The following is a 22,253-nucleotide window of genomic DNA, read 5'->3' on the forward strand; positions in this document are numbered from 1 at the left end:
CTGCCCGTTGCGGCGAAGGGAAGCGCGAATTGCTTCGACGTCGCCGCGCTTGGCGTTTCCGGGGAACGGTGTCAGTTCGTCGAGGGGAACTTGACGGGTTTCTATGTACGTGGCGCCTTGGTGGGCTGCCACGGTCAGACCTGCGGGGTGGGCTTCTCGGGCTGCGCCGCGGTCTGGACGTCGGCGACGGCCTCGGTGGCGATGGCCTTGGTCTCCTGGGCGACGTCCTCGCCGATGCTGTGGGCGTCGGCCTTGATCTCGGCGACGACGGGACCGGCGTCGATCGCGACCTTGTGGGCGTCGGTACCGACTTCGGTGGCGAGGGTGTGCTCGTCGCCGCGCAGGCGGTCCCACAGGTGGTGGGCCTCGTCGGCGAGGTGGTGGCGCTCGTCCTTGAGCTTGACGACGAGGGCGTGGAAGTCGTCGGCGATGGACATGCAGGTCTCCTTGAGGTGAGGGCGGTCAGGCGAAGCGGCTGCGGGGGCCGAGTTCGGTGAGGGTCGACCTGAGGTCGCGGTGCAGTGTGTCGAGGGTGCCGACGTAGCTCCTGAGCTTCTGGACCTGGTAGTTGGTCCAGTAGTCGGTGCGGGCGTTGCGCTTGGCGTTGATGCGGGTCTGGCCGCCGCCGTTGATAGTGCCGGAGTACAGCCAGGCACGGTCGTGGGGACCACGGACGAGCGTGGAGACGTCGCCGCGCCATCCGTGGCGGCGGCGTTCGGCCCGGTTCGACCCGGCGGTGGGATTGGCTCGGCTGTGGGCGCGGGCGGCGTCTCGGGAGAGAGCGCGGCGTTCGGTGCGGAGGCGGAGGGGCATGAGGGCTCCCGGTTGAGGGCGGGGGTGGGTCAGTCGTTGCGCTTGCGGACGGCGGTGCCGAGTTCGTGTAGGTCGTCCTGGTGCTGGTCGACGCGCTTCTCCAGCTCGTCGATCCGGTCCGACAACTTGGTCTTCCAGCTGGCTGCGCGGGCGGTGAGTGTTGCGAGGAGGACGATCGGGGAGACGAGGGCCAGCACCTGGAGGGCGTTCACCGTGGTCTCTCATCCGGGATGAACTGGGCGATCACGGGCGCGGTGACGTGGTCGACGCGTCGGGCTCGGCAGGTGGGTCCGTCATGCCACCAACGTGTCTCGCCGAGCCAGGCGGGGCGGCCGCAGCGGGAGCAGGTGCCGGGGATCGGGTCCCACTCGCTGGTCGGGACGAAGGGGGCGTCGAGGGCGCGCCAAGGATCGTGTTCCACGGTCACCTCCGGGATGGGGCTCGCGGCCTGGCGGGATGGTGTACGCCAGGCCGCGAGCTGGGCCCGCCGCCCTCAGGGCGGGCCGTCCCCGCCGGCCGGCGCGCGTGGGCGGCACACGGCGGGGAGCATGTGGGTCAGGCCGCCGCGCAACCTTCCGGCAACGCCGGGGCGGCTCCAGGGCCGGCGTCGGTGGCGGCCGGCAGCTCGCGCAGGTCGTACCTGGTGCCGCAGGGCGTCTCGTGGCGGCTGATCCGGCGTTCGGACGCCCATCGCCAGATCGTGCCTACCGGGCGGCCGGTCCACAGGGAGGCTTCGCGGGCAGTGACGAGTATGGGCTCCACGGGTGTCACCGCCTTGCGGGAATGCGAAAGGGCCACCCCGTGGTGGGGTGGCCCTTTCGACAGATGTTCTAGTTGATCAGATGATCGCTTCGGTCGGGCGGCGTGTCAAGCTGCCTTGCCGATAGGCGGCGTGTCGAAGCCGCGCAGCGCGGCGCCAAGGGCCAGCCATTCGTTGCGCGGCCAGGTGGTGCCACAGCCGCCGCACTTGATCTCCAAGGCCCAGGGGGAGACCTTGAGCCGCTCGCCGCAAGGCTGGCCGGTGTCGGCGCCGGTGGGGCAATGGCCGATCGGGACGCGCTGCTCCCATTGCCCGGTGACTGTCGCATCGGCTTGCGTGTGGAGGGAGTTGACGAGCTTCATCTCGGCGCTGATGTCGGCGTAGTGCTCGCAGGCCCATGGCAGGTTGTTGGTCAGCATGGTGACGCAGCCGGCGAGGCTGGCCTCGTAGTTGCCGCGGAACGGCAGGGGTTCCCAGTCGAGTTGGTCGCGCCAGCGCTGCTCGATGCCGAGGAGTGAGGAAACGATTCCGCCGGGGCCGCGGAGGTCGAGCGGGGTGAGGGCGGCGGGGAGGGGTGCCGTACCGGATGCGCCGGTGATGCGGCCGGTGTTGCTTGCGGCGGCGGTGGGGGCGAGCTTGCTGCCGAGCTGCTCGTACAGCCCTGGCATGGCGCGGAGTTGGGCGGTGGCTCGGTCTTCGCAGACGCGGCAGGCGTAGCGGTGGAGCTCGTCGTGGCGCAGCAGGCGGGGGCAGTGGGCGCAGCGGGGTGTGTTGTCGTCCGTGGCGGTGGGGGTGGTGTGCATGCTGGTCCTCCCGGGGCGGCGGGGTGATCAGCCCAGTGTGGCATCGATCATGCCGAAGCCCCACCTGCTGGCCGCGTGGTGGGGCCTGGATTCCTGCTAGTTGAAGGCGGACCCGTCCGTTGTGATGACTTCCAGGCCGAGTCGAGCTGCGTCTTCTCGGAGGGCGGCGGCCTGCTGTCGCTGGGTCTCGGGCTGCTCCACGTGGTCGACGAGTTGCCAGGCGCGCGGGACGGCCTTCTTGAAGATGAGGTCGCTTTGCTCGGGACGGAGAGCGTTCTTGTCGATGTGATGCATGCCTTCGAGTACCGCTTCGGCCTGGGTCGAGATGCTGCGAACGCCGAGGGCTTTGTAGAGGCTACCGAGGGTCTTGCTGTCGGCGGTGGTGACGTTGGGGTGGGTGATGATGGCGAGGGCGCCATTGAAGAGGATTCGGTCCTCGCGGTTGCGGATCCACTCGTCAAGGGTGGGCCGGGTGATGCCCAGGTTGCGGGCGATGGCGTCCTTTGTGGCTCCGCGCTGCTGTGCCTCGGCGATCGCGTCGAGCTTGCGACGGTGGGCTCCGGCGGCCCAGACCGTGTCGGCGTGTGCGAGGGCGCCGAGGGCGTCGAGGCTTGCCTGCTGTGCGTCTTCCTTGCGCTGTTCGATGGCGTTGTCGATCTCGGCCCGGATCCAGCCGAGGAGGTCCGCGCGGGTTGCCTCGGGGCTGGTGGCGACGGTGACGGTGCTGTTGGCCAGGTCGTCGAGGTAGTCGTCGGCGATGTCGCCGATCGGCAGGGTGCCGTTGATGAGCTGGTCGAGTTGGTCGGGCGTGACGTAGTCCTGGAGCCCGGGGCCCTGGTGGTTGAGCAGGTCGATGATGGTTTCGTACTGTCGCATGACACCCTCCCGATTGATGTAAATCCACCTTACAGTCCACCGATCGAGACGTAAAGCGGGCTTACGCTTCTCGTTTGGCTTGGTCATGTGGGCGCCCGCCCCGGGTGGCACCTGGGGCGGGCGGGCTGGTTGGCCGGTAGGCCTGAGCTGATCAGCCTTCCTCTTCAGTGGGCAGGAAAAACCGCTCGACCTTTCCGGCCTTCTCGGACAGGACGCCGTGTTGCATCCACACATCGAGTGCGCGCCGGACCGTGTCCCGCGACCCGAACTGCCCGTGCTCGACGAGGTCGCCCTTGGTGGCGTGCCCCTGGTCCTCGTAGAGCCGACAGAAGACCTTGTAGAGGCCAGGCCACTCCTCTGGGGTGACCGGTCGGCCGTTCGGATAGGTCAGGGATGGCCTCGCCGCTGGCTTCGACAGTTGCACCGCCGGCTGGCCTTGCGGGGCGAACCGGCCGATCGACCGGCTTCCCGACGCCCGACCGTGAAGGTGCGCCACATCGGCGTGCCTCGGCTACCCGACTCAGAGAGGGAAACTTGAGAGGAACGCTTCGCGGCCGCCGGCCAGATCAAGGGGTTGAAGATCGACGTCATAGTCGATCCACCACACCACCGGCACTGTGGGTGCCAGCTCGTGCAGCACCGTATAGATAACGATCAGTGGTGCGGAGTGCGGCGCCCGGTCTTCGAACGAGAATGCGCCGTGCTTGAGGTTGTAGGAAAGCTCGGCCCGCTGGGCGGGTTCGACCTCTGCGGCGATCTCCAGGAAGTCCTCGAACGCCCTGCTCACCGTGGCGTCCGGCCAGTGCCGCCGGATGCACTCCTTCACCTGCTCACCGGTGAAAGTCCACGGTCCGCTCTGCCGGCGGTCGGCGCTGACGTAGAAGCTGGCTCCCACAAGTGCTCGTTTCTCTCGGTGGTTCGTGCTAACCGGTCAGGGTTCGATTCGAACCCGGCCGGTGACGCCCTGGGCCGTCATCAGGCTCTGGAAGTAGGCGCTGGCTTTGGCGTCGTTCGTGATGAGTTCGAGGTGGTTGACCTTGTTGCGGGGGTCTTTCAGAGCCGACGCGTACTTGTTCAGCTTCTTCGATTCACCGGCCATGATATTTTCGTACGCGAAGTCCATGACGCCGTCCGCGTTGTCCAGTCGGAACGGCGAGTTGCAGCTCTTCTGCTGGCCGATGTACTTGGCATCGATCGCGGCGCCGTCCTCCGGGCGGACACCGTCGGCGTTCATGCTCAGCTCACGGCCGGAGTCGTCGGTCACGGTGGTGTACAGCGAGTACTCCGTCGACCCGGCTACCCGAACCTGATACGCACGCCGGGCATTGATCTTCGGGTCGGGCTTCTTCGGGGGATCGGGCTGATGGGGGCCTTCGGCCTGGAACGTACGGCCGTCCTTCTCCATCTGCGTCATCCACGCCCGGATCGCTGCCTGCTGCTGAGCGGGCAGCACCGGGAACGGACTGGTCGGATCGTGTGGCAGTGGCAGCATCCCGGGCGTAACCGTAAACGGCGGAGGCTTCGGGGCGGGTGCTGCTGCGGCGTCGGTCGCCCCAGCCAACACGACGGCCGTCGTGGCTGTGGCGGTCACCGCTGCGCCGACCGGGATGAGGCTCGCCGCTGCAGTGTCGACGACGGCTGCGGCCTCGGCCAGAACGGCGAGTTCCGCACTGCCTTCGACCGCTGCCGCCATGGCGACCGCCGCGGTGCTCGCCTCCGCGGCGATCGCGGCTTCCCCGCCGGCGGCCGCCACGTCGGACCCCCCGAAGGTGACGACGGTCAGCAGGATGCCGGTGCCCGCGACGATGCCGGCACCGATGGCGAGATCCTCCAACTTGTTCCGCAGGTCCTCCACCTGCTTGGCGTACGCCTCGCATGCCTGCCCGAGCTTGTACGCCGCGTTCGTCATGCTGTTCAGCAGCGGGCCCTCGGTGGCACAGCCGTCGTGTACCTTCGCCCAGTTCTGCGAGAACGAGGTGACCGCGCTGGAGGTACTGGAGGCGGTGACACGCTGGACGCGCTTGTCTCCCTCGGTCCCCAGACGGCTCACCAACTGCGCGAAGTGCTTCCAGTCCTTCGCGGCCTGACGGAGCTTGCCCGGATTGCCCTGGGGCCAGAACTTCTTGACGATGTCGTGGACGGCGCCGCTTCCGTTGTGGCCCATCGCAGAGCGGAGCTTGGCCTTGGCCACCTCCTCGTCGCAGTCTGGGCTAGCGGACTCGGGAAGCTTCTGTGGAGCCATGAGAGCCGCCGCGATGTCGGCATCGGTCTGGAGGTAGCTGATCGCCATGGTGTACAGACCGTTGGCGGTCCCTCCAAGTTGGCCGACGACCTGCGCCATCGCGTCGACGAGCTTCTGCGCCACCGGGTCGTACTTGGCGGCGAACTTCTTGCCCGCGTCGTCGTCCCCCGCCATGCCCGCGGCGCCGTCCATCGAGAACACCAGGCTTCGGTACCACTGGGCGGCGGTGTTGTGCAGGTCGGTGAAGCCAGCGGAGGAAAGGATCATGTCCGCCGGTTTGACATGAAAGCTTGTCATTGGGCCCCCCACCTATCTGTCCCTGTTCACGTTAGCAAGGGCTGGGGACCTCGGTGCGAACGAGTGACAGGAGGCCAATTCGCGTCTAACTCGCGGACGCCCGGCCCGGGTCTTCTCGCGCGAAGGCCCGCCCCGTCATTCGAGCAGGGCGGGCGCTTGTTGGTCGGTCAGGCGGTCTCGCGCTGGCGGCACATCGCGGCCTGGATCTCCTGCTCGGTCGCGCCGAGGTCGATCGCGCGGGCCATGGCGCGTAGGCCGATGTGCGGGTCGGTGGAGCAGTTGGGGCCGCCGTGGGCGAGGATCTCGCGGGCTGCCTCGCGGACGGCTTCGTTCTTGGTCATGATCTGCCCTCGGCTGTCGTGGTGGGCGATGGGGCGGGAAGCGTCGGGGTGCCTCTCAGGCCGGCAGGAGCGCGTACAGCCTGCTGATCTCGATGCGAGTCTCGCGGATCTGATCGGTGAGGCGGCGGCGCTTGTCGGGGTCGTGGGCAGCCGCGACGAAGGTCTGCTGGAGTTCGGTGAGCCGGGCTTCGGCGGCGGCGAGTTGCTGGTCGGTGCTCATCTGGTAGTTCCTCTCAGCTAGCGGTCGATGGCGTGGCCGGTGCCGGCGGGCGTTGCCCGGCACGTGTCGGCGTGCTGCTGCGCCCAGGGGGCGAGCTGTTGGGCTGAGTGCTGGGCGGCGCGGTGGCCGCGGATCTGGCGGGACTTGTCGGCGGGGAGATTACGGTCGTCGGTGGTCCACGAGATGTCGCTGTGGGCGGCCTTCGTGGCGCCGCAGAGAGCGCCGCTGCAGGTGGCTTCGGCGGTCTGGTGGCGTTCTTCGGCGGGGGTGGTGATGGTGATGTCGACGGTGGCGCCGCCGGCGGTGAGGTAGCTGCCGAGCTTGGTCATGACGCTTCCTCCCATTCGACGATTGATCGGTGTGGGTGGTCCGGGTGACCCTTGATCCAGAACCCCTCTCGGGCCGCCACTTCCGAGCGTTGTTGCTGTTGTTGTTGCTGGTCAGGGCCGCCAACCACAGCCGGGAGGGGTTGCTGGTCCGGGTCGGGGAGTGGGGGTACGTCGCGCCGGTAGATGCCGGTGCTGGAGCCGCGGTCGGGGACACGGCATGAGGTCGTGGGGATGTTCAGCCGGGCGAGGAGCGCTCGGATAGGGGCGGTGTCGGCGCCCTCGACGCCCCAGGCGGAGGCGATCTGGGCGAGGTGGATCCGGTCGTTGCGGCCGGGGGTGGTGCCGGGCATGAGGTGGTGGAGCAGGGTGATGAAGTCGGCGAGTTCGTCAGGCTTCTCGACCGCCTCGGTCGCTTCGGTCGCTTCCTCTTCTTCGCCCTGCGGTTCCTCGACTGCCTTGTCCGCCGCGACGGGCTCGGCGGGCTTCGCTGCAGGCTTCGCAGTGGGGTCGCCGGCCCTCCAGGCGGACAGGCACCAGATGCCGGCACCCGCGATAAGGACGGCGGGCGTGTGGTGGGCGATGTCCAGCAGCCGGAAGCCGAGCCAGGCCGTTCCCCCACACCGGACCACGGTGGCGATCGGCCGCTGCTCGGGGACGAGTGCGGCGCCGATGCGCTTCACGACGATGGTGGTGCCAGCAGCGAGCCGGTCGGCGGCTCGCCGCTGGATGGTGGTCACAGCTGGCCGCCGATGAGGGCGCCGGCCTGGTTGACCAGGGGGATGAGCACGGTGGCGGTGATGCCGGCGGCGCCGGCGGACAGGCCGAGGGTGGATCCGGCCCATACCCCGCTGAACATCTGCCCCTTGGCGCGCTTGTCGAGGGTCTTGCGAAGGATGATGACAGCGACGACGGCGAGGACGGTGATGAGGCCGCCGAAGGGGGTGACAGCGGTGGCGGCGTGGCGGGTGACGGAGGTGGCTGCGGCGCCTACGCCGCCGGAGACGACCTTGTCGCCGACCGTGTTGCTGATGCCGACTGCCTTCGCGGCGAGGGTGCCGATGAGGCCGCCGGGGCAGGAGATGGCGAGCATGCCGACCGTGGTGCCGATGAGGAAGGGCGCGTGTGCGCGAAGGGTGAACTTGCCGCTGGCCACCCCGGGTTGGGCGGCTCCGCCGCCGCCCTTCATGACGGCGCCCCAGGCGTCGGGGAGAAACTGGCGGAGGATAAGGACGAGGCCGATGAAGAGGCCGCCGAGGGTGATGGTGACGTTCACAGGTCTGCTCCGGTGAGGAAGGCCATCACGGGCCGGGCGGCCGGGAGGCTGTAGGCGGGGGCGATGAGGGCGGTGAAGAGGGCGGCGCGGGGGAGCCAGATGTTGTGGTTGAGGGTGCGGTCGGCGATGAGGGTGGCGGTGGCGGCGATGGCGGTGGCGCCGAGGGGGCCGGTTCCGTCGCCGACGTGGGAGATGTTGTTGAGGACGTGGGCCCAGGCGGGGGCGGCGAGGATGCCGGCGGCGAGGGCGCTGCCGTTGTAGGCGGGTCGGAGCCGGGTGGTGTCGATGTGCATGGTCAGCGGTCCTTCCGGGGGCCGATGCCGCCGTTGCGGAGCCAGGTGGCGGTGCCGGCGTCGATGCGGCGGATCTCGCGGTTGCGACGCTCGTGGTCGCGGGTGGTCCGCCTGGTCGCGCTGGCGGTCTGACTGCTGGTGATCTTGGACCAGAGGCCCATGGCTATCTCCAGGTGATGACGAGAGCGAGGCTGGCGGCCCAAAGGGCGGCGAGGCCGATGAGGCAGAGGGTGTGCCGATCCGGGTGGTCGGCGACGCAGTAGACGCCGGCGAAGGCGATGGCGGCGGGGAGCAGCCAGCAGAGGGCGGCGATCACGGGTAGAACCCGGTACCGGCGCGCCGGTCGTCGCTGGCTCGCTGCTGAGCTGCCGCGGCGTCCTTCTCGGCGGTCTTCGCTGCGGCCTTACGGGCGCGGGAGAGCGCGGTGCGAATGTAGGCGGTGTCGGTGGGAAGGCCTTGCCACGCGAGGAGCTGGGCCACGGCGGCGGGTTCAGCGTCGAGGCCGCCGAGGTGGTTGGCGATTGTGGTGATGGCCTCGGCCTTCGACATGCCAGTGACCATCGGCATCTCGGCAATGCCGCGGGGACGCATCATCGCGGAGGGGACGAGCGCGAGCTGCTCGGGATTGGGCGGAGTGACACGGTCGAGGGTGACACTCGGGACCGCGGCGCGGCCGAGGAGGAGCGCGACGTCGAGCGCGGACACGGTGATGCCGTAGGTGGTGAGCATCTCGGCGAGCTGCTCGTGGTCGAGGGTGGGGTGCGCGGAGGCGGCGATCTGGACGGCTTCGTCGGGCGGGATCTCTGCGAACTTCGCGCGAAGGAGGGCCCGGTGGTCCTTGTGGCCTACCGGTGGTGCGGGCGGATGCGTGGTGGATGCGCCGCTGGTCACATGCACTGCGGCCTTGGCCTTGAGTGCGGCGTACGCCTGCGGCCGAGCGAGGACCCAGCCGAGGGCGCCGTAGGCCGGCAGGCGCATCGGGGACTCGCCGCGGGCAGCGCGTGCGGTGGTGCGGTCGGCGGCCCAAGACAGGCCGGAGACGGCGAGCAGCCCAATCGTGGGGGTGGCGTAGAGGACCTCGGCGGGCCGGCCGCCGCCGGTGATGCGGGCGTGGACGACGTTGAGGTAGACGCTGGTGCCGGCCATGCCGAGGGTGGCGAGGATGGGCAGGGCGGCGGAGCGGGCGGCGCGGACGGCTTCGGATGCCTGGTACAGGCAGGCCATGGCGATGCCGTCGAAGACGAGGCTGGCGAAGAGGGCGAGCTGCCAGGGGACGTCGTAGTGGCGGGCGACGGCGTAGAGGGACCAGGCGGCCATGCCGGCGGCGGCGGGTCGGATGATCCACATGGAGAGGTTCCAGGCGAACTGGCTGGGGGGCTCGGGCGGTTCGGTGGCGGTCATGGGCGTGGTGCTCCGGGGATTTGGGGCGTGGCGGGGTGGCCGGGCTCGCGCGGTGGGGCGGGCCCGGCCGGTCCCGGGGGGTTATGCGCCAGCTGCTCGGGGAGCGGCTACAGGGCGAGGTGGCGCAGGGCGTGCTGCAGGAACGGCCGGTGCGCGGCGTAGAGCGTGTGGCCGGCGGCGGTGAGCGCGGCTTCGAGCTGCGCCAGATCGCGAAACGGCCACCAGGCAGCGTCGCGGGCGTCGTCGCCGGCGGTGGCGGGCATCGTGGCGGGCACCCGGAGAAGCCCGAAGGCGGAGGCAACCCAGGACCGGTCCGACTCGCGCCAGTCGCGCACCACCTGGCGGCCCAGGATCACCAGCTGGTGATCGGTCAGGATGAGGCCGGTCTCCTCGTGCAGCTCGCGGCGCAGGGCTTCCTCTTCGGTCTCGCCCGGGTCGCGCATGCCGCCGGGTGTCGCCGAGACGCCGATGTCATCCCGAGTGATCAGCAGAACCTGCCGGTCCTCCCCGCGTCCTGCGACCACGATGGCGTCGGCCGCAGCGTTTTCGCCCCAGAGGGGGAGGTTGCGGCCGCACTTGCCGGTGCGGCCATGGGGGTGCTGCGGCCAGCCGTGGGCGTCGAGCTGGTAGGGCACGATGGCGTTGGCCTGGCGCTGGGGCCAGTTGGTCACGGCGTCCGGGGTCGGGGCGGCCTCCGCCCAGTCGGGCACGTGGTGGGCCAGTGCTGCCGGCTGCAGCTCGTCCGGTGTGACGTCCACCGGCGCGTACTCCGGCCAGGTCACGGCCCAGTCGCGCAGGGCAGCGGGGACGGCGGTGATCTTGTTCATGCTGGTCATCTCCCTAGGCGGCGTAGGCGAGGCGCTGGGTGACAACGCGGTCGTACTCGTGGACGGCGTTGTCGATGCAGTTGAGGCAGTGCGGCTGGCCGGCGTGCTCGCGGATCTCGTTGCGGTGGACCTCGTCGGGGCAGACGCTGCAGGGGACGAGGTCGTCGTCGGGGGTCACGCGTCCTCCCCGAAGGCGCGCCACGCCGCAGGGCGGCTCTCCGGGTCGGCCCAGTCGACGCCGATCTCGGGGGCGCCGTTGGGCCAGGTGGGCGCGGAGGGCTCGGGCTCGCGGAGGTGCGCGGTCTCGGCCTTGAGCTCGGCGGCGAGCTGGGCGAGGTCGTCGGGCTGGTTCACCGGGGGCCTCCGCTGGGCTGCGGGGCGCGGCTGGTGGCCGGCACGGCGTGGTGGCGCGGGCTGCCGGGGTAGGTGGAGGTGCTGGTGTCCCGGATGGGGAGCGGCGGGGTGGTGCCGTTGGGCGGGGAGGTCACACTACGATCGGGCATGGTCCTGTCCTCGTGCTTTGCGGTGGAGGGTGGGACTGGCCCCGGCCATGTGGCGTCGTCAGCGCCGGCCGGGGCCGTTTGCTGTTGCTGGATCGAGAGTAGCGAACTTCTAGCCATAAGGCTAGAAGTCGGGGAAGATGGTGCCGTGACCGCAGCAGAAAGGGGGCCGGAGATGGTCTCGTTCCGTGAGTTGGCGCGACGGCTTGTCAAGGAAGGCATCCTCGATGGCATCAGCCATCAGCGGGTCTCCCAGCTTTCGCGCGAAGACCCCAAGTTCCCCCCAGTGGTCACCGTTGGCCGAGCCAAGGCGGTGGACTGGCATGCCGCTGTGCCTTATTTCCAAGCAAGAGAGGGTGGCCAGGGCCGGCGCACCGATCTGGAGCGCAAGCGCTTGGAGGCGGCAGCCGGGACGGCGGACCTTGCGCGGGGCGATGCCCCGCCAAGCGCGGGAAGGCGAGACCGCCCCGCATAGGTTCTTCGGCGGCGCTGGGTGGCGCAGGCATATTCGCTGGAGTGGTCTGCGCATCTCGGTCCCGCCTGAGCATCCAGGCGGGGTTGTCGTCGTATCGCTGACCTGCTGCGCATCCGGTGCGTATCTGCGGCGCATCCCTGCGACGGATGCGGGTCGAGCCGATGGCCGTGCGGGTTCTGGGTCAGGCCTCGCTGAACACGCAGCTGCGCCCCGCCGGACGAATCTGGCGGGGCGCAGCGGTGCTTCGTCAGCCCAGGTAGTCGATCTGGTAGATGTGCAACACCTTTGCTGAGTGCTCCAGGTACAGCACTGCGAAGACGTCGCTGAGAACCAGCATCCGGGTCACCCCGTCATCGATGCCCCACGGCTCCGTCTCACCCATCGGGTCGTCGCAGGCGCGAGCGAGGGCGGTGGCGAGCCGCTCGGACACGGGCTGTGGAAGAGAGTCCCAGACCGCCTCGACGATCCGACTGCACTGCAGGGAGTAGGTCATTCGCTGTCCAGGTGATCAGCGGCGCCCTGAGGGTCGCGCGGGTGGCATCTTGTGGCAGATGGGCTACCGAGCGTGAGCGTAGCGCGCGTCGTTGACAACCGTCACCCGAACAGCAGGATCACGCCGCGCCGCGCGCCCGGTACCGATCCGCCGCGGCCTGGACCTTCTCGGTGATGTCGACTCGCTCCCCGGGGATCGCCTCGCCGGCCACCTCCGCCGCCCGCGCCTCCTCCATCGTGGCCTTGGTCTCGCCGAGGCGTTCGGCGCGGCCCTGCCACTTGGCGAAGACGTGCATCACATCGTGGGCGGGGGCCTTGTTGATCTCGCCGATGAAGCGCTGGGCAAGGGTGGGGTTGCCGAGTGCGTCAGCGATCCGCTGGATGCTCCACGGCTCAGGGGCGGTCATTGATCTCTCCCGGTGGCGACGGGTTCGTGGCTGTGCTGGCGCGGCCAGCAGGCGCCGTTGTGGCAGAACGGCGCTCAGCCACCGTAGCGCCTGATCGTGCTACCGCGTGGCACGGAGACCGAATCCATTCGGAAGGTTGATGTAGGGGTTCGGGCGTTCGTTAGCCGGTCTGGTGGGCGTACCTAGTCGCTGTCGGCGGTCCCGGCCGGGCCCGGATGGTCATGGGTGGCTGCAAGTCCCACTGCAAGGGCCTCGATGGAAGCGCGCAGCAGTGGAAGCCGATCGTGGGGCACTCCCCATCGTCGGCCGAGCTCAGCTGCGAGGTCGGCTTCTGGCGACCTGGTCGGCGTTCCGACGTCCGCTTGATCCATGATCCCCGTTCCGACCAGCAGGTCGATCACCGAGACACCAACGGTGTGCGCGATCGACTTGAAGTGCTCTGGGCTTGGGATGCTGGATCCGTCGAGCCACCTGCCGGCTGTGCTTCGCGACACGTCGCATGCATCGGCGAGCGTCGCCCTGCCTCCTCCTCGCTGGCTGTCGATGTCGAGGCCGGCGGCGCGCATCGCCTGGGTGAGCCAGGCGGAGAAGTCCTGGGCTGCGGTCATGGCTGGTCTCCCATGGCTGGTTGTTCCGATTGGGCAAATGTTCGCACGGATGCAATCTCGGCGGGGAGCGGCCAGCGCGAGTTTCATCTATGGCATTAGTTGCGCAAGTGGTACCTGTGGGCTAGGCTGCGAGCATCAGGGAAAACGCCCCCTCTGGAAGGCACCTATGGCTCACCGACTGGACGCCGACAGCCTCCGCAAGGCCGCCGCCCGCGCGGGCGACACCACCGACTACCGCATCGCGAAGCGTTCTGGGCTGGCCCGCGCCACCCTCTCGCGCCTCGTCAACGGCCGCGTCGAGCCCTCGGTCACGAACATCATGCGACTCGCGAACTGCTACGGCGTCACCGTCGAGTCGCTGCTTCGCCCGATCGATGCCGAGGCCGTTCTCGTCGCGTGAAACAGGAAGGGCCCGGTGCGTCAACACCGGGCCCTCAACACCAATGCGCCTGCTCAGGTCTGGACAACCGAAGGCGCAGATTTGGAGCACATACATAATGGCACTTTCCCTTGCCATGCCCAAGCCCACCCCCGCCGCGCTCGCCCCGGCCCTGCCCGACGACGCCGCGTGCCCGCTGCGCATCCACCGCACCCCCGAGGGCATCGTCGCGGCGTACTCCCCGGCCCAGCTCGACCGGCCCACCGCCTGGCAGCTCCTCGTCGACGTGTTCGGCGACCTCTTCGACGTCACCCCCGACTTCGCGGCGGTGACCCGGTGACCGAACTCGCCGCCCTCCCCGACAGCACGTACGGCGCCGCGGCCCGGATCGCTGCGACCGCCGACGACGCCCGCCAGCTCGGATTCACCAACGTCGAGACCCGCTACGAGCCGCAGACCGGCTACCACGTGGTGACCGGCGACCTGCCGGCTGCGATGGCGCAGCAGACAATCGACCGGATTCTCGGCCGCTGAGCCGCCAGTGGGCCGCGCCGTGTCGGCGCGGCCCCTCCTCCACCTTTCACTCGCCGCCCCACTTCCGTGGCATCTCCATCCCGGAGCGCACCGTGAACTATGGACGCATCCGCCGCGGCCCCATGGCCGCCGACGCGTTCACCCAGATCCGCAACGCCCTCTTCCGCGACAACCGCCTGTCCTTCCGCGACAAGGGCGTCTTCGGGCTCATTTCTACCCACCGAGACGGCTTCGGCGTCAGCGCGGAGTCGATCGCCGCCTGCTCCCCGACCGATGGCCTCACCGCAGTGAAGACGTCCCTGCGGAACCTGGAGAAGTGCGGGTACCTGCAGCGAACTCGCGAACGCCGCGGGAACGGCACGCTCGGCAGTGCGGTGTACTTCATCACCGACCAGCCGGAGGCGTTCAAGGCCGACCAGGAGCTGGAAAGCCGCAGGTCGGAACCTGCGGTGGCTCAGCCACCGGTGGCTGAGCCTACGTTGGCTGAACCAGCGGTGGTTTCGCCTACGTTGGCTGAACTGCCGCATAAGAAGACCAATTCAAAGAAGACCAGCCGGAAGAACACCACCTCCCCCTCCCACCCCCCGGCGCAGCGACACGACTCGCATCGGCCGGTTGCGCCGAACGGCACGGAGGAGGAGGCGGGCAGCAGCCCGGAACTGAACCGCGCCCTGCTGTTTCTTCAGCGGCTGCCGGCTCCGTGGATGCTCGGGCCAAAGGATGCCGAGCAGCTTGCCCCGCAGCTCCTGGAGGCTGCCACCCGGTTGGGCTGGTCGCTCGACGATGCGCTCGCGGCCCGGCTGTGTGCCAACCCGGAGGGGATCAAGAGCTACGCCGCGGTCCTGGAAAAGGACCGGATCCCGAACCTGATCCCGCACCAGGTTGTCCACGGCCGCCGTGGCGACCTTCCCCCGGCCTGCCAGCCCTGCCTCGACGAGAACCCGCACGCCGCCCACAACCCCCGCTGGCGCACCCGCAACGGCCAGCCCTGCCCGACCTGCCACCCCGGCGCACGCCCCGCCGCCGCCTGACCCTTGGAGACCCGCGTGGCCATGTACCTCGTCCGCCCCGCCCACAGCGACCAGTCCGACGAGCCCGACATCATCCCGGACGGCGGCCCCGACAACCTGTACGCCGAACAGGCCGTCCTCGCCGGTATGATCTTCGACCGAGACGTCGTCGGCGACGTCTGCTCGACCCTCAAGCCCCGCGACTACATGCGGCCCGCCCACGAGACCATCCACCTCGCCATCGTCCGCCTGTACTCCCGCGGCGAGCCCACCGACCCGATCGCAGTCACAGCTGAACTCACCCGCACCGGCGACCTCCAGCGCGTCGGCGGAGCCGCCTACCTCCACACGCTGCTGCAGGTCGCGATCGTCTCCACCGAGGCCGTGTACTGCGCCAGCATCGTCCACGAGCAGGCCGTACTACGCCGCCTCGTCCAGGCCGGCACCCGCATCGCCGACATGGGCCGCGCCGCCGAAGGCGACGTCCGCGAGATCGTCGACGCCGCCCAGACGGAGCTCTTCGCCGTCGCCGACGAGCACGCCGAAGAGGACATGCTCGTCCTCGCCGACACCATGGGCAGCCACCTCGACGACATCGAGGCCCGCAAGGCCAACCAGGGCAAGCTCGTCGGCGTCCCCACCGGCTACGCCGACCTCGACGCCCTGACCGGGGGACTCCGCGGCGGCCAAATGATTGTCGTCGCCGCCCGGCCCGCCATGGGCAAGTCCACCCTCGCCCTCGACTTCGCCCGCTACGCCGCCATCCACCACAGCCTGCCCACGGTCATCTTCAGCCTGGAGATGAGCCGAGGCGAGATCCACGACCGGCTGCTGTCCGCCGAAGCGAAGGTGCTGCTCAACCACATCCGCTCCGGCAACCTCGACGAGGACGATTGGGCGCGCATCGCCCACCGGATGCCCAACATCACCGACGCGCCGCTGTACATCGACGCCTCATCGCAGCTCACCGGCATGGACATCCGCACCAAGGCCCGCCGGCTCGCCCAGAAGCAGAAGCTCGGCCTGGTCATCGTCGACTACCTGCAGCTCATGCAGTCCGGCGGCGCGAAGGCCGAGAACCGGCAGCTCGAAGTCTCCGAGATCTCCCGCGGGCTGAAGACCCTCGCGAAAGAGCTCGACGTGCCGGTGGTGGCGCTGTCCCAGCTGAACCGCGGCCCGGAGCAGCGGCAGGACAAGAAGCCCGTCGTGTCGGACCTGCGCGAGTCCGGGTCGATCGAGCAGGACGCCGACATGGTGATCCTGCTGCACCGCGAGGACGCCTACGAGAAGGAGTCCCCGCGCGCGGGCGAAGCGGACCTGATCGTAGGCAAGCACAGGAACGGGCCGACCGCCACGATCACCGTGGCGTCGCAGCTCCACTACTCGCGCTTCGTCGACATGACTCGCGAAGGTGCCTGACCAGGCTGCGAGTTGAGCGCATCCGGACACGTCAAATCCCTACCAGCACGCTCGAAAAACTGGGATAATTCATCCCATACCTGGAGGTTTCGTCATGAACGACCCTGCTCCCGCCCGCATCCAGCGCCTCCGCACCAAGGGCTGGCGTGCTCCCGAGAACGCCGTGTACATCGGCCGTGGCAGCGCCTGGGGTAACTCGTGGCGCGTCGGCGACACCACCGGCTGGACTGTCCTTCCCGGGGGCTGGATCGACCGTCGCCCGCACGGGCCCCTCACCGCCGAGCAGGCCGTCGCCAGCTTCCGAAATTCCCGCACCCACGACATCGAGTTCCTCCGGATCATCCGCGAGGATCTGGCCGGCCGGGACCTCATGTGCTGGTGCCGCCCGGGCGCGGTGTGCCACGGGGACTGGCTGCTGGAGGTGGCGAACGGGTCGACGCCGTTGGAGGACCTGGTGGACCGAAGTGCCAAGCCTGAGTTCCTGGAGGGCTGATGGACCTGACCACATCCGATGGCACCCGGGAGTTCCTGCTCCTCTGCCTCGACGGCCGTCGCAAGCGAACCCCCGTTCAGCTCGTCAGGGTGCTGGAGCTGCAGCCCGCCTTCGCGGACGCGGTCGATGCCCACGCGCCCGACCTCGCCGCCCTGCGCCAGCAGGTCGAGGAGGCCCGCGATGCCGAGGTGAAGGCGAAGGGGGCCGCGGACCGGGCCCGGCGTGCCTACGCAGACGCGCTGGAGACCTGGATCCGCACCCCGACCACCAAGGAGAACTGACCGATGTCCAGCCACTACGCCACCGCCGACGTGTGGATCGGCAACCTCGACACCGAGGACGAGGCCGAGCACATCACCGAGATCATCGACACCGCCCTCGGCGCCGCCGGCTACCACGCCACCGTGACCGTGACCGCCAACCCGTACGAGACGACCGGAGATGCCCGATGACCAACACCCCGCTGCCCGGCGACGACACCGACCTCGACGAGCGCGAACGCCGCCTCCGCGTCGACGTCGAGGACGCCCGCACCACCCTCCAACGCGCCCAGGGCCACTTCAACCGGATCGCCGACGAACTCCGCGAGCTGCGCTACGAACGCCGCGACCGCGCCGCCACCCGCCAGAACGAGACCGCCGGCGGTGCCCAGTGACCCAGCTGGCCTTCCGCGCACACCACGCCAACACCAACCCCGACCGGCAACTCTCCTACGGCTCCCGCCAGTGGGACGGCCCCACCGAACAGTTCGCCAACCAGGTCGCCCAGTTCCTCCGGACCGCACACCCCGACATGCGCTCCGGCGACCTGATCGTGTGGGTATGGCCGCACCGCGGAGACGACGAGCACTGCCGGCAGCCGACACCCGCCAACGCGCAGGAGTTCCGGTACCCGGAGCAGATCGGAAGCGGCGACCCGGTGACCGACACCCCGCCCAGCCTCCGCGACCGCATCGCCCAGGCCATCATCGCCGACCTCAAGAAGGCGATCCCGTCGTGGGAGCCCTACCCCGGCGCCGCGCCGATCGGCGGCATGGGCCGCACCGAATTCGACGTGGCCGACGCCGTGATCGCCGAGGTTCAGGCCGAACTGGAGAGCCGTGACCGAGAGCTGCACTTTCAGCTGCAGGTCCTGCACCGCCGTGACGCCGAGATCAGCCGGCTCCGGGGCATCATCGACGCCCTTGGAGCCGCCCGCGCCTCGAAGGAGGTTTGACTGATGGCCAACCCGAAGCGCACCCCACGTGAGCAGATCGAGCGCGCGTTCCACGTCAGCTTCATGCTCCCTGAGCAGGCCGCCGAACTCCTCGACGCCTACGCCGCCCAGATCCGTGACGCCACGCTCGTCGAAGGCGCCGAGATGATCCATGCGCTCCCGCCGGCCGCAGCCACGGGCCCGGACCAGCACTGGTACCGGTTCGGCCAGAACCGCGCCGCTGACCGGCTGCTCGCGGCCCGTGCCCTGGAGGAGAGCTGAATGACGGCCAAGCTGTCCCGTGTCAGGGCAGCACGAAGTACCGCTCGGCGTCGGCCAGCGGCTGCGGGGCGGGGAGGCTCTACGCCTCGGGTTGAGCCTTGGGCGGACGACCGCCCTTACGGGAGCGGCGTGTCGTCAGCTCCTCCTCGGCGGCGGCGAGTTCGGCGAGGTCTTCGGCGGTTCCGTGCCGCTGGATGACGGCGCGGACGCCGACACCGCAACGCCACTCGACCAGCACGTGTGCGAGAACGGCAACCCCGACGACTGCTACGGCTGCTACGAGGAAGCCATGAAGGAGAGGCAGTGACCGACACTCACCCGGAGGTCTGGGCTCGCCTTGACGAGCTGATGGCCCTCAAGCCCGGCTGGCTCGACGGCGAAGGCGTCCCGCCCGGTCCTGCGGTGGCAGCCCGAGTCGCAGCGCTGATCAACTTCCTCAGCATCTGGGCCAGCCCCGTACGGATTTACCCCACGCCCGAAGGCGGCATCAAGGTGGAATGGGACGACGGCAACCTCGACCACAGCATCGTCATCAGGCCGGACCTGCGCCTGAACCTGCAGACCATCGACCGTGAGGAGCACCAGTGAGCCGCGAAGTTCGCCGAGTCCCGTTCGACTTCACCTGGCCGACCGGCCAGGTCTGGCACGGCTACCTCATGCCCGACAGCCTTCACGGCCACAAGTGCCCCGACTGCCGCAACGGCTACTCGAAGCACGCCCAACACCTCCACGACCAGTGGTACGGCAAGGCGCCGTTCAACCCGGAAGACACCGGTTCCACGCCGCTGCGCCACGACACCCCGGCCGTCCGTGCCTTCGCCGAACGCAACATCAGCCAGGCACCGGACTACTACGGAACCGGCGAGATCGCGACCGTCCGCGAGGCACAGCGTCTCGCCGCATTGTTCAACCGCCAGTGGAGCCACCACCTCAGCCAGCAGGACGTCGACGCCCTCGTCGCGGCCAGCCGGCTCAAGAAGCTCACCCACATGTGGAGCCGCGAACACGGCTGGCAACCCATCGAACCACCCGTCGCCCTGACCGCCGCCCAGGTCAACGAATGGTCCCTCCAAGGCATGGGCCACGACTCCATCAACACCAGCGTCGTCATCCAGGCCCGCTGCGAACGCGACGGCATCGACGACACGTGCGCCAGCTGCCAGGGTCACGGATCGGTCGAGGCCTACCCCGGGCAGCGGGCCGAAGCCGAAGCGTGGCAGTGGACGGAACCACCCACGGGCGACGGCTGGCAACTGTGGGAAACCGTGACCGAGGGCTCGCCGCAGAGCCCGGTGTTCGCGACCGCGGACGAGCTGGCCACGTGGATGTCCGACCCGGCCCGCGGCACCGACTGGGTACCCGGCCATGTCGCCGCCCAGTTCATCAAGGCCGGCTGGGCGCCCACCGCGGTGTCCTCCGCCAGTGCTGGGATGGTGCCAGGCGTCGAGCACATCGGAACCCAGGAGCAGCAGTGAACACCGACCACGACCAGTGGCGGGGGGCACCCGACTCCTCCACCGCATCGTCAATGGCCGGCTGGCCGGCGCCTCGCGCCTATCAAGTCGTGCCGGGCGCAACCTGCCAACCAGCCGGTGAAAGGCCTCCCGGCTCCCTCAGCGCCAGCGCGAGACGAGAATGCCACGGCCCGAGCCGCCCGATCCCTGTCACCCTCCACCGCTCGTGACCCAGCACGCCGAACGCCGGACGCGGCGCCGGAAGTGGATACTGCGAGGTATGGATCGGCCGCACTCGCCGAGGGTCGAGCCCGCACAAGCGGAACGTCTCCTGCGCCAGTCCGTACCAACTCGTCACGCCGGAGGACGTGCCGTGGTAGATCCCCGCCGGCGCGTCCTCGCAGCGCCCCAGTGCCACCAGCTGCCGGGCCAGATCGCGTGCCCACGTGGGCTGCCCGAACTGGTCAGCCACGACGCTCACCGTCTCGCGCTCACCGGCCAGGCGCAGCATCGTCGCCACGAAGTTCGGCCCGGTGGCCCCGTACAGCCATGCCGTGCGCACCACGTACCCGGTGTGCGGCAGTACCTGCTGCACCGCCAATTCGCCGATCAGCTTTGTGCGTCCGTACACGCTCAGCGGTTTGGGTGCAGCGTTCTCCTGGTAAGGGGTGTGCGCCCGACCGTCGAACACGTAGTCGGTGCTGACGTGGATGAGCCGCGCCCCGGTGCACGCGCAGGCTCGCGCCAGGTTCAACACTCCGGAGCCGTTGACCGCCGTCGCCTCGTCTTCGTGGACCTCGGCCGCGTCGACCTTTGTGTACCCGGCGCAGTTGATCACGGCCTGGTGACCTTCCACGGCCCTCATCACCGCGACGGGATCGGTGATGTCCAGCGCCCCGTGGTCCATCGCACTGGCCTCCTCGTGTTCGAGAGCCTTTTCGACCTCCTGGCCGAGCAGGCCCCCCGCACCCGTGACAAGCCATTTCACGCGTCGTCAACTCCCTTGGACTGAAGGCATTACGCTGATCTCATGCGCGGAATCATCCTCACCGGCGGCCCCGCTGAGGCCCTGGGGTCCCTCACCCGGGCTGTCTCGAAGCAGCTCCTCCCGGTCTACGACAAGCCGATGTTCCACTACCCGTTGGCCGGTCTTATCCAGGCCGGCATCCGGGAGGTCCTGGTCGTCACAGCCCCTGAGGATCTGCCGCACGTGCAACGGTCCCTTGGTGACGGGCACCAGATCGGCATGCGGCTCGCATACGCGGCCCAGCCCGACCCCGGCGATGTTGACCAAGCCATCGGCACCGGCCTGGACTTCATCGACGACGCACCCGTAGCTCTCGTCGCCGGGGATGGCATCTTCCACGGCGAGGACTTCGTGTCCGTCTCTTCCCTCATCGCCGACTTTGCCGCCGACCCCACGGGCGCGAAGATCTACACGCACCGCGTCGCCACTCGCCACCGCAACACCGTGTGCGCCGGGCTGTACCTGTACGACGCCCAGGCCGCCGGCATCGCGCGTTCCCTGATCCCCTCCCCGCGCTCCGCGACGGGCCTGCATCGCGTCAGCGCGCACTACACAAGGGCCGGACAGCTCGCCGAGATCCTCCTGTACGCGGGAACCGCTTGGTTGTCCGTCCACACGGCCGAGGATCTTGATAGGGCAAGCGTCTGGGTTCGGACGATCGAAGACCGTCAGGGCATCAAGATCGGATGCGTCGAGGAGGCCGCCTGGCGAGCCGGGTTCATCGACGACGCGCAGTTGCGCGCGCTCGCCGAGCCGCTGCGCAAGAGCGGCTACGGCGACTACCTGATCGCACTCCTCGACAACGGCCCCGGCCAGCTCCGCCCCCTCAACTCGGCGCTGGAAAGCACCCGCTAACGCCGCGGTCCGGCCCGGGCAGCCGTGCCGGAACCCGTGCTCTCGACCGGTGTCGTCTGCGGCCGGCGCTCCTGGGGCCGCCCGCCCGGAGCCGGAGGTGCTCCGGGTCAGAGGAGGCTCAGGTGGAGTTGGGCGGGCCGCTGTCGGAGTCGGTGGCCGCGTAGGCGCTGTGCGAGGTCTCCTGGTCGTACACGGTGACGCCGAGCAGGCCGATCACCGCGAGGTGCCCGAACACGAAGAGGGCCTTGACCGCGTCGTGGACAGGGTTGTGATGCGGGCCGCGGCGCTGTCCGGTCACGGCACACCCCGCATCCGCAGACCCATGTACCGCCGGCTGCGATTCCGGGGCGACGACGTAGTTCACGAGACACTCCCGTACCGTGCCGCAGCACCGATGGCGCAAGGCCACGGCGTGGCGCAGCGCACGCACAGGCCGTCCTCACTGCGGTGCTCGTCCTGGATCATCCGGGCCCGAGTCGCCGCCGCGCCATCCTCGGAGACCTGGCGCGGCGGCCGGCGCCCACCGCCGGGGTCGATCTGCGCCAGCTCGGTCGAGGCGCGCGTCCGCTCAATCGTCACAAGGGCGCTCCTGTTCTGGGGAAGGGCGACTCGGGGCGCCCCCCGCAAGGGAGGGGCGCCACCGTGCGCC

Annotated in this window: 43 protein-coding genes; 16 read left to right on the plus strand and 27 right to left on the minus strand. The window is 69.4% G+C overall.

Annotated features, from left to right (window positions below; translation table 11 throughout):
• Positions 1-134 precede the first annotated feature (134 nt).
• From ACPC54_RS23535 to ACPC54_RS23640, 22 genes are all read right to left on the minus strand, one after another.
• Complete coding sequence (locus ACPC54_RS23535) at positions 135-437, minus strand: hypothetical protein (protein ID WP_498967392.1); 303 nt, start codon at positions 435-437, stop codon at positions 135-137.
• 25 nt (positions 438-462) lie between these two features.
• On the minus strand, positions 463-813 hold the full coding sequence (locus tag ACPC54_RS23540) for a hypothetical protein (protein WP_498967394.1): 351 nt from the start codon (positions 811-813) through the stop codon (positions 463-465).
• Between the two features lie 29 nt (positions 814-842).
• Positions 843-1,025: a hypothetical protein gene (locus ACPC54_RS23545; RefSeq protein WP_498967396.1), complete on the minus strand. Its 183-nt coding sequence runs from the start codon at positions 1,023-1,025 to the stop codon at positions 843-845.
• A gap of 343 nt (positions 1,026-1,368) precedes the next feature.
• Positions 1,369-1,575: a helix-turn-helix domain-containing protein gene (locus ACPC54_RS23550; protein ID WP_498967398.1), complete on the minus strand. Its 207-nt coding sequence runs from the start codon at positions 1,573-1,575 to the stop codon at positions 1,369-1,371.
• A 105-nt stretch (positions 1,576-1,680) separates the two neighbouring features.
• Positions 1,681-2,376: a hypothetical protein gene (locus ACPC54_RS23555; RefSeq protein ID WP_498967399.1), complete on the minus strand. Its 696-nt coding sequence runs from the start codon at positions 2,374-2,376 to the stop codon at positions 1,681-1,683.
• A 96-nt stretch (positions 2,377-2,472) separates the two neighbouring features.
• Positions 2,473-3,252 (minus strand): transposase, encoded by a 780-nt coding sequence (locus ACPC54_RS23560; protein ID WP_498967400.1) that lies wholly within the window; start codon positions 3,250-3,252, stop codon positions 2,473-2,475.
• Positions 3,253-3,403: 151 nt separating this feature from the next.
• Positions 3,404-3,748, minus strand: a complete 345-nt coding sequence (locus ACPC54_RS23565) for a hypothetical protein (RefSeq protein WP_498967402.1) — start codon at positions 3,746-3,748, stop codon at positions 3,404-3,406.
• Between the two features lie 24 nt (positions 3,749-3,772).
• A complete protein-coding gene (locus ACPC54_RS23570; RefSeq protein WP_498967404.1) occupies positions 3,773-4,147 on the minus strand; it encodes a hypothetical protein in 375 nt (124 codons plus the stop codon).
• A gap of 36 nt (positions 4,148-4,183) precedes the next feature.
• Positions 4,184-5,761 carry a restriction endonuclease fold toxin-2 domain-containing protein gene (locus ACPC54_RS23575; protein ID WP_498967405.1) on the minus strand — a complete coding sequence of 526 codons (1,578 nt, stop codon included), beginning with the start codon at positions 5,759-5,761 and terminating at the stop codon, positions 4,184-4,186.
• A gap of 197 nt (positions 5,762-5,958) precedes the next feature.
• A complete protein-coding gene (locus ACPC54_RS23580; RefSeq protein WP_498967407.1) occupies positions 5,959-6,132 on the minus strand; it encodes a hypothetical protein in 174 nt (57 codons plus the stop codon).
• A 55-nt stretch (positions 6,133-6,187) separates the two neighbouring features.
• The gene (locus tag ACPC54_RS23585; RefSeq protein ID WP_498967409.1) at positions 6,188-6,352 is read right to left on the minus strand and encodes a hypothetical protein; all 165 of its coding nucleotides are present in this window, start codon (positions 6,350-6,352) and stop codon (positions 6,188-6,190) included.
• Positions 6,353-6,369: 17 nt separating this feature from the next.
• On the minus strand, positions 6,370-6,681 hold the full coding sequence (locus tag ACPC54_RS23590; protein WP_498967410.1) for a hypothetical protein: 312 nt from the start codon (positions 6,679-6,681) through the stop codon (positions 6,370-6,372).
• Positions 6,678-7,418 carry a hypothetical protein gene (locus ACPC54_RS23595; protein ID WP_498967411.1) on the minus strand — a complete coding sequence of 247 codons (741 nt, stop codon included), beginning with the start codon at positions 7,416-7,418 and terminating at the stop codon, positions 6,678-6,680. Before ACPC54_RS23595 ends, ACPC54_RS23590 begins: the two co-directional genes overlap by 4 nt.
• On the minus strand, positions 7,415-7,954 hold the full coding sequence (locus ACPC54_RS23600) for a hypothetical protein (protein WP_498967412.1): 540 nt from the start codon (positions 7,952-7,954) through the stop codon (positions 7,415-7,417). Before ACPC54_RS23600 ends, ACPC54_RS23595 begins: the two co-directional genes overlap by 4 nt.
• Complete coding sequence (locus ACPC54_RS23605; RefSeq protein WP_498967414.1) at positions 7,951-8,247, minus strand: hypothetical protein; 297 nt, start codon at positions 8,245-8,247, stop codon at positions 7,951-7,953. The genes ACPC54_RS23600 and ACPC54_RS23605 overlap by 4 nt, the downstream gene beginning before the upstream one ends.
• A gap of 2 nt (positions 8,248-8,249) precedes the next feature.
• Positions 8,250-8,408 carry a hypothetical protein gene (locus ACPC54_RS23610; RefSeq protein ID WP_498967416.1) on the minus strand — a complete coding sequence of 53 codons (159 nt, stop codon included), beginning with the start codon at positions 8,406-8,408 and terminating at the stop codon, positions 8,250-8,252.
• 2 nt (positions 8,409-8,410) lie between these two features.
• Positions 8,411-8,563 carry a hypothetical protein gene (locus ACPC54_RS23615; protein WP_498967418.1) on the minus strand — a complete coding sequence of 51 codons (153 nt, stop codon included), beginning with the start codon at positions 8,561-8,563 and terminating at the stop codon, positions 8,411-8,413.
• Positions 8,560-9,648, minus strand: coding sequence for a hypothetical protein (locus tag ACPC54_RS23620; protein WP_498967419.1), 1,089 nt, complete (start codon positions 9,646-9,648; stop codon positions 8,560-8,562). The genes ACPC54_RS23615 and ACPC54_RS23620 overlap by 4 nt, the downstream gene beginning before the upstream one ends.
• 107 nt (positions 9,649-9,755) lie before the next feature.
• Positions 9,756-10,475, minus strand: coding sequence for an NUDIX domain-containing protein (locus ACPC54_RS23625; protein WP_498967421.1), 720 nt, complete (start codon positions 10,473-10,475; stop codon positions 9,756-9,758).
• Positions 10,476-10,488: 13 nt separating this feature from the next.
• On the minus strand, positions 10,489-10,653 hold the full coding sequence (locus ACPC54_RS23630) for a hypothetical protein (RefSeq protein WP_498967422.1): 165 nt from the start codon (positions 10,651-10,653) through the stop codon (positions 10,489-10,491).
• Positions 10,650-10,829 (minus strand): hypothetical protein, encoded by a 180-nt coding sequence (locus tag ACPC54_RS23635; RefSeq protein ID WP_498967423.1) that lies wholly within the window; start codon positions 10,827-10,829, stop codon positions 10,650-10,652. Before ACPC54_RS23635 ends, ACPC54_RS23630 begins: the two co-directional genes overlap by 4 nt.
• Positions 10,826-10,978, minus strand: a complete 153-nt coding sequence (locus ACPC54_RS23640) for a hypothetical protein (protein WP_498967424.1) — start codon at positions 10,976-10,978, stop codon at positions 10,826-10,828. The genes ACPC54_RS23635 and ACPC54_RS23640 overlap by 4 nt, the downstream gene beginning before the upstream one ends.
• Positions 10,979-11,123: 145 nt before the next feature.
• On the opposite strand from ACPC54_RS23640, the gene ACPC54_RS23645 reads away from it, so the two are divergent.
• Positions 11,124-11,450, plus strand: coding sequence for a hypothetical protein (locus ACPC54_RS23645; protein ID WP_498967425.1), 327 nt, complete (start codon positions 11,124-11,126; stop codon positions 11,448-11,450).
• Between the two features lie 247 nt (positions 11,451-11,697).
• On the opposite strand, the gene ACPC54_RS23650 is transcribed toward ACPC54_RS23645, so the two are convergent.
• From ACPC54_RS23650 to ACPC54_RS23660, 3 genes are all read right to left on the minus strand, one after another.
• Positions 11,698-11,943 carry a hypothetical protein gene (locus ACPC54_RS23650; RefSeq protein ID WP_498967426.1) on the minus strand — a complete coding sequence of 82 codons (246 nt, stop codon included), beginning with the start codon at positions 11,941-11,943 and terminating at the stop codon, positions 11,698-11,700.
• A gap of 118 nt (positions 11,944-12,061) precedes the next feature.
• Positions 12,062-12,349 carry a hypothetical protein gene (locus tag ACPC54_RS23655; RefSeq protein WP_498967427.1) on the minus strand — a complete coding sequence of 96 codons (288 nt, stop codon included), beginning with the start codon at positions 12,347-12,349 and terminating at the stop codon, positions 12,062-12,064.
• 182 nt (positions 12,350-12,531) lie between these two features.
• A complete protein-coding gene (locus ACPC54_RS23660; protein ID WP_498967429.1) occupies positions 12,532-12,957 on the minus strand; it encodes a helix-turn-helix domain-containing protein in 426 nt (141 codons plus the stop codon).
• Between the two features lie 166 nt (positions 12,958-13,123).
• Between ACPC54_RS23660 and ACPC54_RS23665 the strand changes: the two genes are divergently transcribed.
• The 14 genes from ACPC54_RS23665 (at position 13,124) to ACPC54_RS23730 (ending at position 19,743) form a co-directional block, all read left to right on the plus strand.
• Complete coding sequence (locus tag ACPC54_RS23665; protein WP_498967430.1) at positions 13,124-13,357, plus strand: helix-turn-helix domain-containing protein; 234 nt, start codon at positions 13,124-13,126, stop codon at positions 13,355-13,357.
• Between the two features lie 115 nt (positions 13,358-13,472).
• The gene (locus ACPC54_RS23670; protein ID WP_498967431.1) at positions 13,473-13,676 is read left to right on the plus strand and encodes a hypothetical protein; all 204 of its coding nucleotides are present in this window, start codon (positions 13,473-13,475) and stop codon (positions 13,674-13,676) included.
• The gene (locus ACPC54_RS23675) at positions 13,673-13,870 is read left to right on the plus strand and encodes a hypothetical protein (RefSeq protein WP_498967433.1); all 198 of its coding nucleotides are present in this window, start codon (positions 13,673-13,675) and stop codon (positions 13,868-13,870) included. Before ACPC54_RS23670 ends, ACPC54_RS23675 begins: the two co-directional genes overlap by 4 nt.
• A gap of 92 nt (positions 13,871-13,962) precedes the next feature.
• Entirely contained in the window at positions 13,963-14,901 is a 939-nt protein-coding gene (locus ACPC54_RS23680; RefSeq protein WP_498967434.1) for a hypothetical protein, read from the plus strand.
• A gap of 21 nt (positions 14,902-14,922) precedes the next feature.
• Entirely contained in the window at positions 14,923-16,299 is a 1,377-nt protein-coding gene (dnaB, locus tag ACPC54_RS23685; RefSeq protein ID WP_498967579.1) for a replicative DNA helicase, read from the plus strand.
• A gap of 94 nt (positions 16,300-16,393) precedes the next feature.
• Positions 16,394-16,792, plus strand: coding sequence for a DUF4326 domain-containing protein (locus tag ACPC54_RS23690; RefSeq protein ID WP_498967435.1), 399 nt, complete (start codon positions 16,394-16,396; stop codon positions 16,790-16,792).
• A complete protein-coding gene (locus tag ACPC54_RS23695; RefSeq protein WP_498967436.1) occupies positions 16,792-17,073 on the plus strand; it encodes a hypothetical protein in 282 nt (93 codons plus the stop codon). The genes ACPC54_RS23690 and ACPC54_RS23695 overlap by 1 nt, the downstream gene beginning before the upstream one ends.
• A gap of 3 nt (positions 17,074-17,076) precedes the next feature.
• Positions 17,077-17,244: a hypothetical protein gene (locus ACPC54_RS23700; protein WP_498967437.1), complete on the plus strand. Its 168-nt coding sequence runs from the start codon at positions 17,077-17,079 to the stop codon at positions 17,242-17,244.
• A complete protein-coding gene (locus tag ACPC54_RS23705) occupies positions 17,241-17,447 on the plus strand; it encodes a hypothetical protein (protein WP_498967438.1) in 207 nt (68 codons plus the stop codon). The genes ACPC54_RS23700 and ACPC54_RS23705 overlap by 4 nt, the downstream gene beginning before the upstream one ends.
• Positions 17,444-18,007, plus strand: coding sequence for a hypothetical protein (locus ACPC54_RS23710; protein WP_498967439.1), 564 nt, complete (start codon positions 17,444-17,446; stop codon positions 18,005-18,007). The genes ACPC54_RS23705 and ACPC54_RS23710 overlap by 4 nt, the downstream gene beginning before the upstream one ends.
• Before the next feature lie 3 nt (positions 18,008-18,010).
• Complete coding sequence (locus ACPC54_RS23715) at positions 18,011-18,268, plus strand: hypothetical protein (RefSeq protein WP_498967441.1); 258 nt, start codon at positions 18,011-18,013, stop codon at positions 18,266-18,268.
• Positions 18,269-18,287: 19 nt separating this feature from the next.
• On the plus strand, positions 18,288-18,575 hold the full coding sequence (locus tag ACPC54_RS23720) for a hypothetical protein (protein WP_498967443.1): 288 nt from the start codon (positions 18,288-18,290) through the stop codon (positions 18,573-18,575).
• Entirely contained in the window at positions 18,572-18,856 is a 285-nt protein-coding gene (locus ACPC54_RS23725) for a hypothetical protein (protein WP_498967445.1), read from the plus strand. The genes ACPC54_RS23720 and ACPC54_RS23725 overlap by 4 nt, the downstream gene beginning before the upstream one ends.
• Positions 18,853-19,743, plus strand: a complete 891-nt coding sequence (locus tag ACPC54_RS23730) for a hypothetical protein (RefSeq protein ID WP_498967447.1) — start codon at positions 18,853-18,855, stop codon at positions 19,741-19,743. The genes ACPC54_RS23725 and ACPC54_RS23730 overlap by 4 nt, the downstream gene beginning before the upstream one ends.
• Positions 19,744-19,825: 82 nt before the next feature.
• Here the strand turns inward: ACPC54_RS23730 and rfbD are convergent, their stop codons facing one another.
• Complete coding sequence (gene rfbD, locus ACPC54_RS23735) at positions 19,826-20,710, minus strand: dTDP-4-dehydrorhamnose reductase (protein WP_498967448.1); 885 nt, start codon at positions 20,708-20,710, stop codon at positions 19,826-19,828.
• A 42-nt stretch (positions 20,711-20,752) separates the two neighbouring features.
• On the opposite strand from rfbD, the gene ACPC54_RS23740 reads away from it, so the two are divergent.
• Positions 20,753-21,604, plus strand: a complete 852-nt coding sequence (locus ACPC54_RS23740) for a sugar phosphate nucleotidyltransferase (protein ID WP_498967450.1) — start codon at positions 20,753-20,755, stop codon at positions 21,602-21,604.
• A gap of 118 nt (positions 21,605-21,722) precedes the next feature.
• Here the strand turns inward: ACPC54_RS23740 and ACPC54_RS23745 are convergent, their stop codons facing one another.
• Positions 21,723-21,902 carry a hypothetical protein gene (locus tag ACPC54_RS23745; protein WP_498967451.1) on the minus strand — a complete coding sequence of 60 codons (180 nt, stop codon included), beginning with the start codon at positions 21,900-21,902 and terminating at the stop codon, positions 21,723-21,725.
• Positions 21,903-22,253 lie beyond the last annotated feature (351 nt).

Source organism: Kitasatospora sp. NPDC094028, assembly GCF_049543595.1.
Lineage (GTDB): Bacteria > Actinomycetota > Actinomycetes > Streptomycetales > Streptomycetaceae > Kitasatospora.

Coding starts and splice junctions, on each gene's coding strand:
- ACPC54_RS23540 (WP_498967394.1), bottom strand. CDS start 813: ATGCCCCTCCGCCTCCGCACCGAACGCCGCGCTCTCTCCCGAGACGCC.
- ACPC54_RS23625 (WP_498967421.1), bottom strand. CDS start 10,475: ATGAACAAGATCACCGCCGTCCCCGCTGCCCTGCGCGACTGGGCCGTG.
- ACPC54_RS23620 (WP_498967419.1), bottom strand. CDS start 9,648: ATGACCGCCACCGAACCGCCCGAGCCCCCCAGCCAGTTCGCCTGGAAC.
- ACPC54_RS23610 (WP_498967416.1), bottom strand. CDS start 8,408: ATGGGCCTCTGGTCCAAGATCACCAGCAGTCAGACCGCCAGCGCGACC.
- ACPC54_RS23650 (WP_498967426.1), bottom strand. CDS start 11,943: ATGACCTACTCCCTGCAGTGCAGTCGGATCGTCGAGGCGGTCTGGGAC.
- ACPC54_RS23585 (WP_498967409.1), bottom strand. CDS start 6,352: ATGAGCACCGACCAGCAACTCGCCGCCGCCGAAGCCCGGCTCACCGAA.
- ACPC54_RS23695 (WP_498967436.1), top strand. CDS start 16,792: ATGGACCTGACCACATCCGATGGCACCCGGGAGTTCCTGCTCCTCTGC.
- ACPC54_RS23535 (WP_498967392.1), bottom strand. CDS start 437: ATGTCCATCGCCGACGACTTCCACGCCCTCGTCGTCAAGCTCAAGGAC.
- ACPC54_RS23590 (WP_498967410.1), bottom strand. CDS start 6,681: ATGACCAAGCTCGGCAGCTACCTCACCGCCGGCGGCGCCACCGTCGAC.
- ACPC54_RS23715 (WP_498967441.1), top strand. CDS start 18,011: ATGGCCAACCCGAAGCGCACCCCACGTGAGCAGATCGAGCGCGCGTTC.
- ACPC54_RS23575 (WP_498967405.1), bottom strand. CDS start 5,761: ATGATCCTTTCCTCCGCTGGCTTCACCGACCTGCACAACACCGCCGCC.
- ACPC54_RS23560 (WP_498967400.1), bottom strand. CDS start 3,252: ATGCGACAGTACGAAACCATCATCGACCTGCTCAACCACCAGGGCCCC.
- ACPC54_RS23660 (WP_498967429.1), bottom strand. CDS start 12,957: ATGACCGCAGCCCAGGACTTCTCCGCCTGGCTCACCCAGGCGATGCGC.
- ACPC54_RS23705 (WP_498967438.1), top strand. CDS start 17,241: ATGACCAACACCCCGCTGCCCGGCGACGACACCGACCTCGACGAGCGC.
- ACPC54_RS23740 (WP_498967450.1), top strand. CDS start 20,753: ATGCGCGGAATCATCCTCACCGGCGGCCCCGCTGAGGCCCTGGGGTCC.
- dnaB (WP_498967579.1), top strand. CDS start 14,923: ATGTACCTCGTCCGCCCCGCCCACAGCGACCAGTCCGACGAGCCCGAC.
- ACPC54_RS23700 (WP_498967437.1), top strand. CDS start 17,077: ATGTCCAGCCACTACGCCACCGCCGACGTGTGGATCGGCAACCTCGAC.
- ACPC54_RS23655 (WP_498967427.1), bottom strand. CDS start 12,349: ATGACCGCCCCTGAGCCGTGGAGCATCCAGCGGATCGCTGACGCACTC.
- ACPC54_RS23555 (WP_498967399.1), bottom strand. CDS start 2,376: ATGCACACCACCCCCACCGCCACGGACGACAACACACCCCGCTGCGCC.
- ACPC54_RS23605 (WP_498967414.1), bottom strand. CDS start 8,247: ATGCACATCGACACCACCCGGCTCCGACCCGCCTACAACGGCAGCGCC.
- ACPC54_RS23640 (WP_498967424.1), bottom strand. CDS start 10,978: ATGCCCGATCGTAGTGTGACCTCCCCGCCCAACGGCACCACCCCGCCG.
- ACPC54_RS23580 (WP_498967407.1), bottom strand. CDS start 6,132: ATGACCAAGAACGAAGCCGTCCGCGAGGCAGCCCGCGAGATCCTCGCC.
- ACPC54_RS23670 (WP_498967431.1), top strand. CDS start 13,473: ATGCCCAAGCCCACCCCCGCCGCGCTCGCCCCGGCCCTGCCCGACGAC.
- ACPC54_RS23665 (WP_498967430.1), top strand. CDS start 13,124: ATGGCTCACCGACTGGACGCCGACAGCCTCCGCAAGGCCGCCGCCCGC.
- ACPC54_RS23690 (WP_498967435.1), top strand. CDS start 16,394: ATGAACGACCCTGCTCCCGCCCGCATCCAGCGCCTCCGCACCAAGGGC.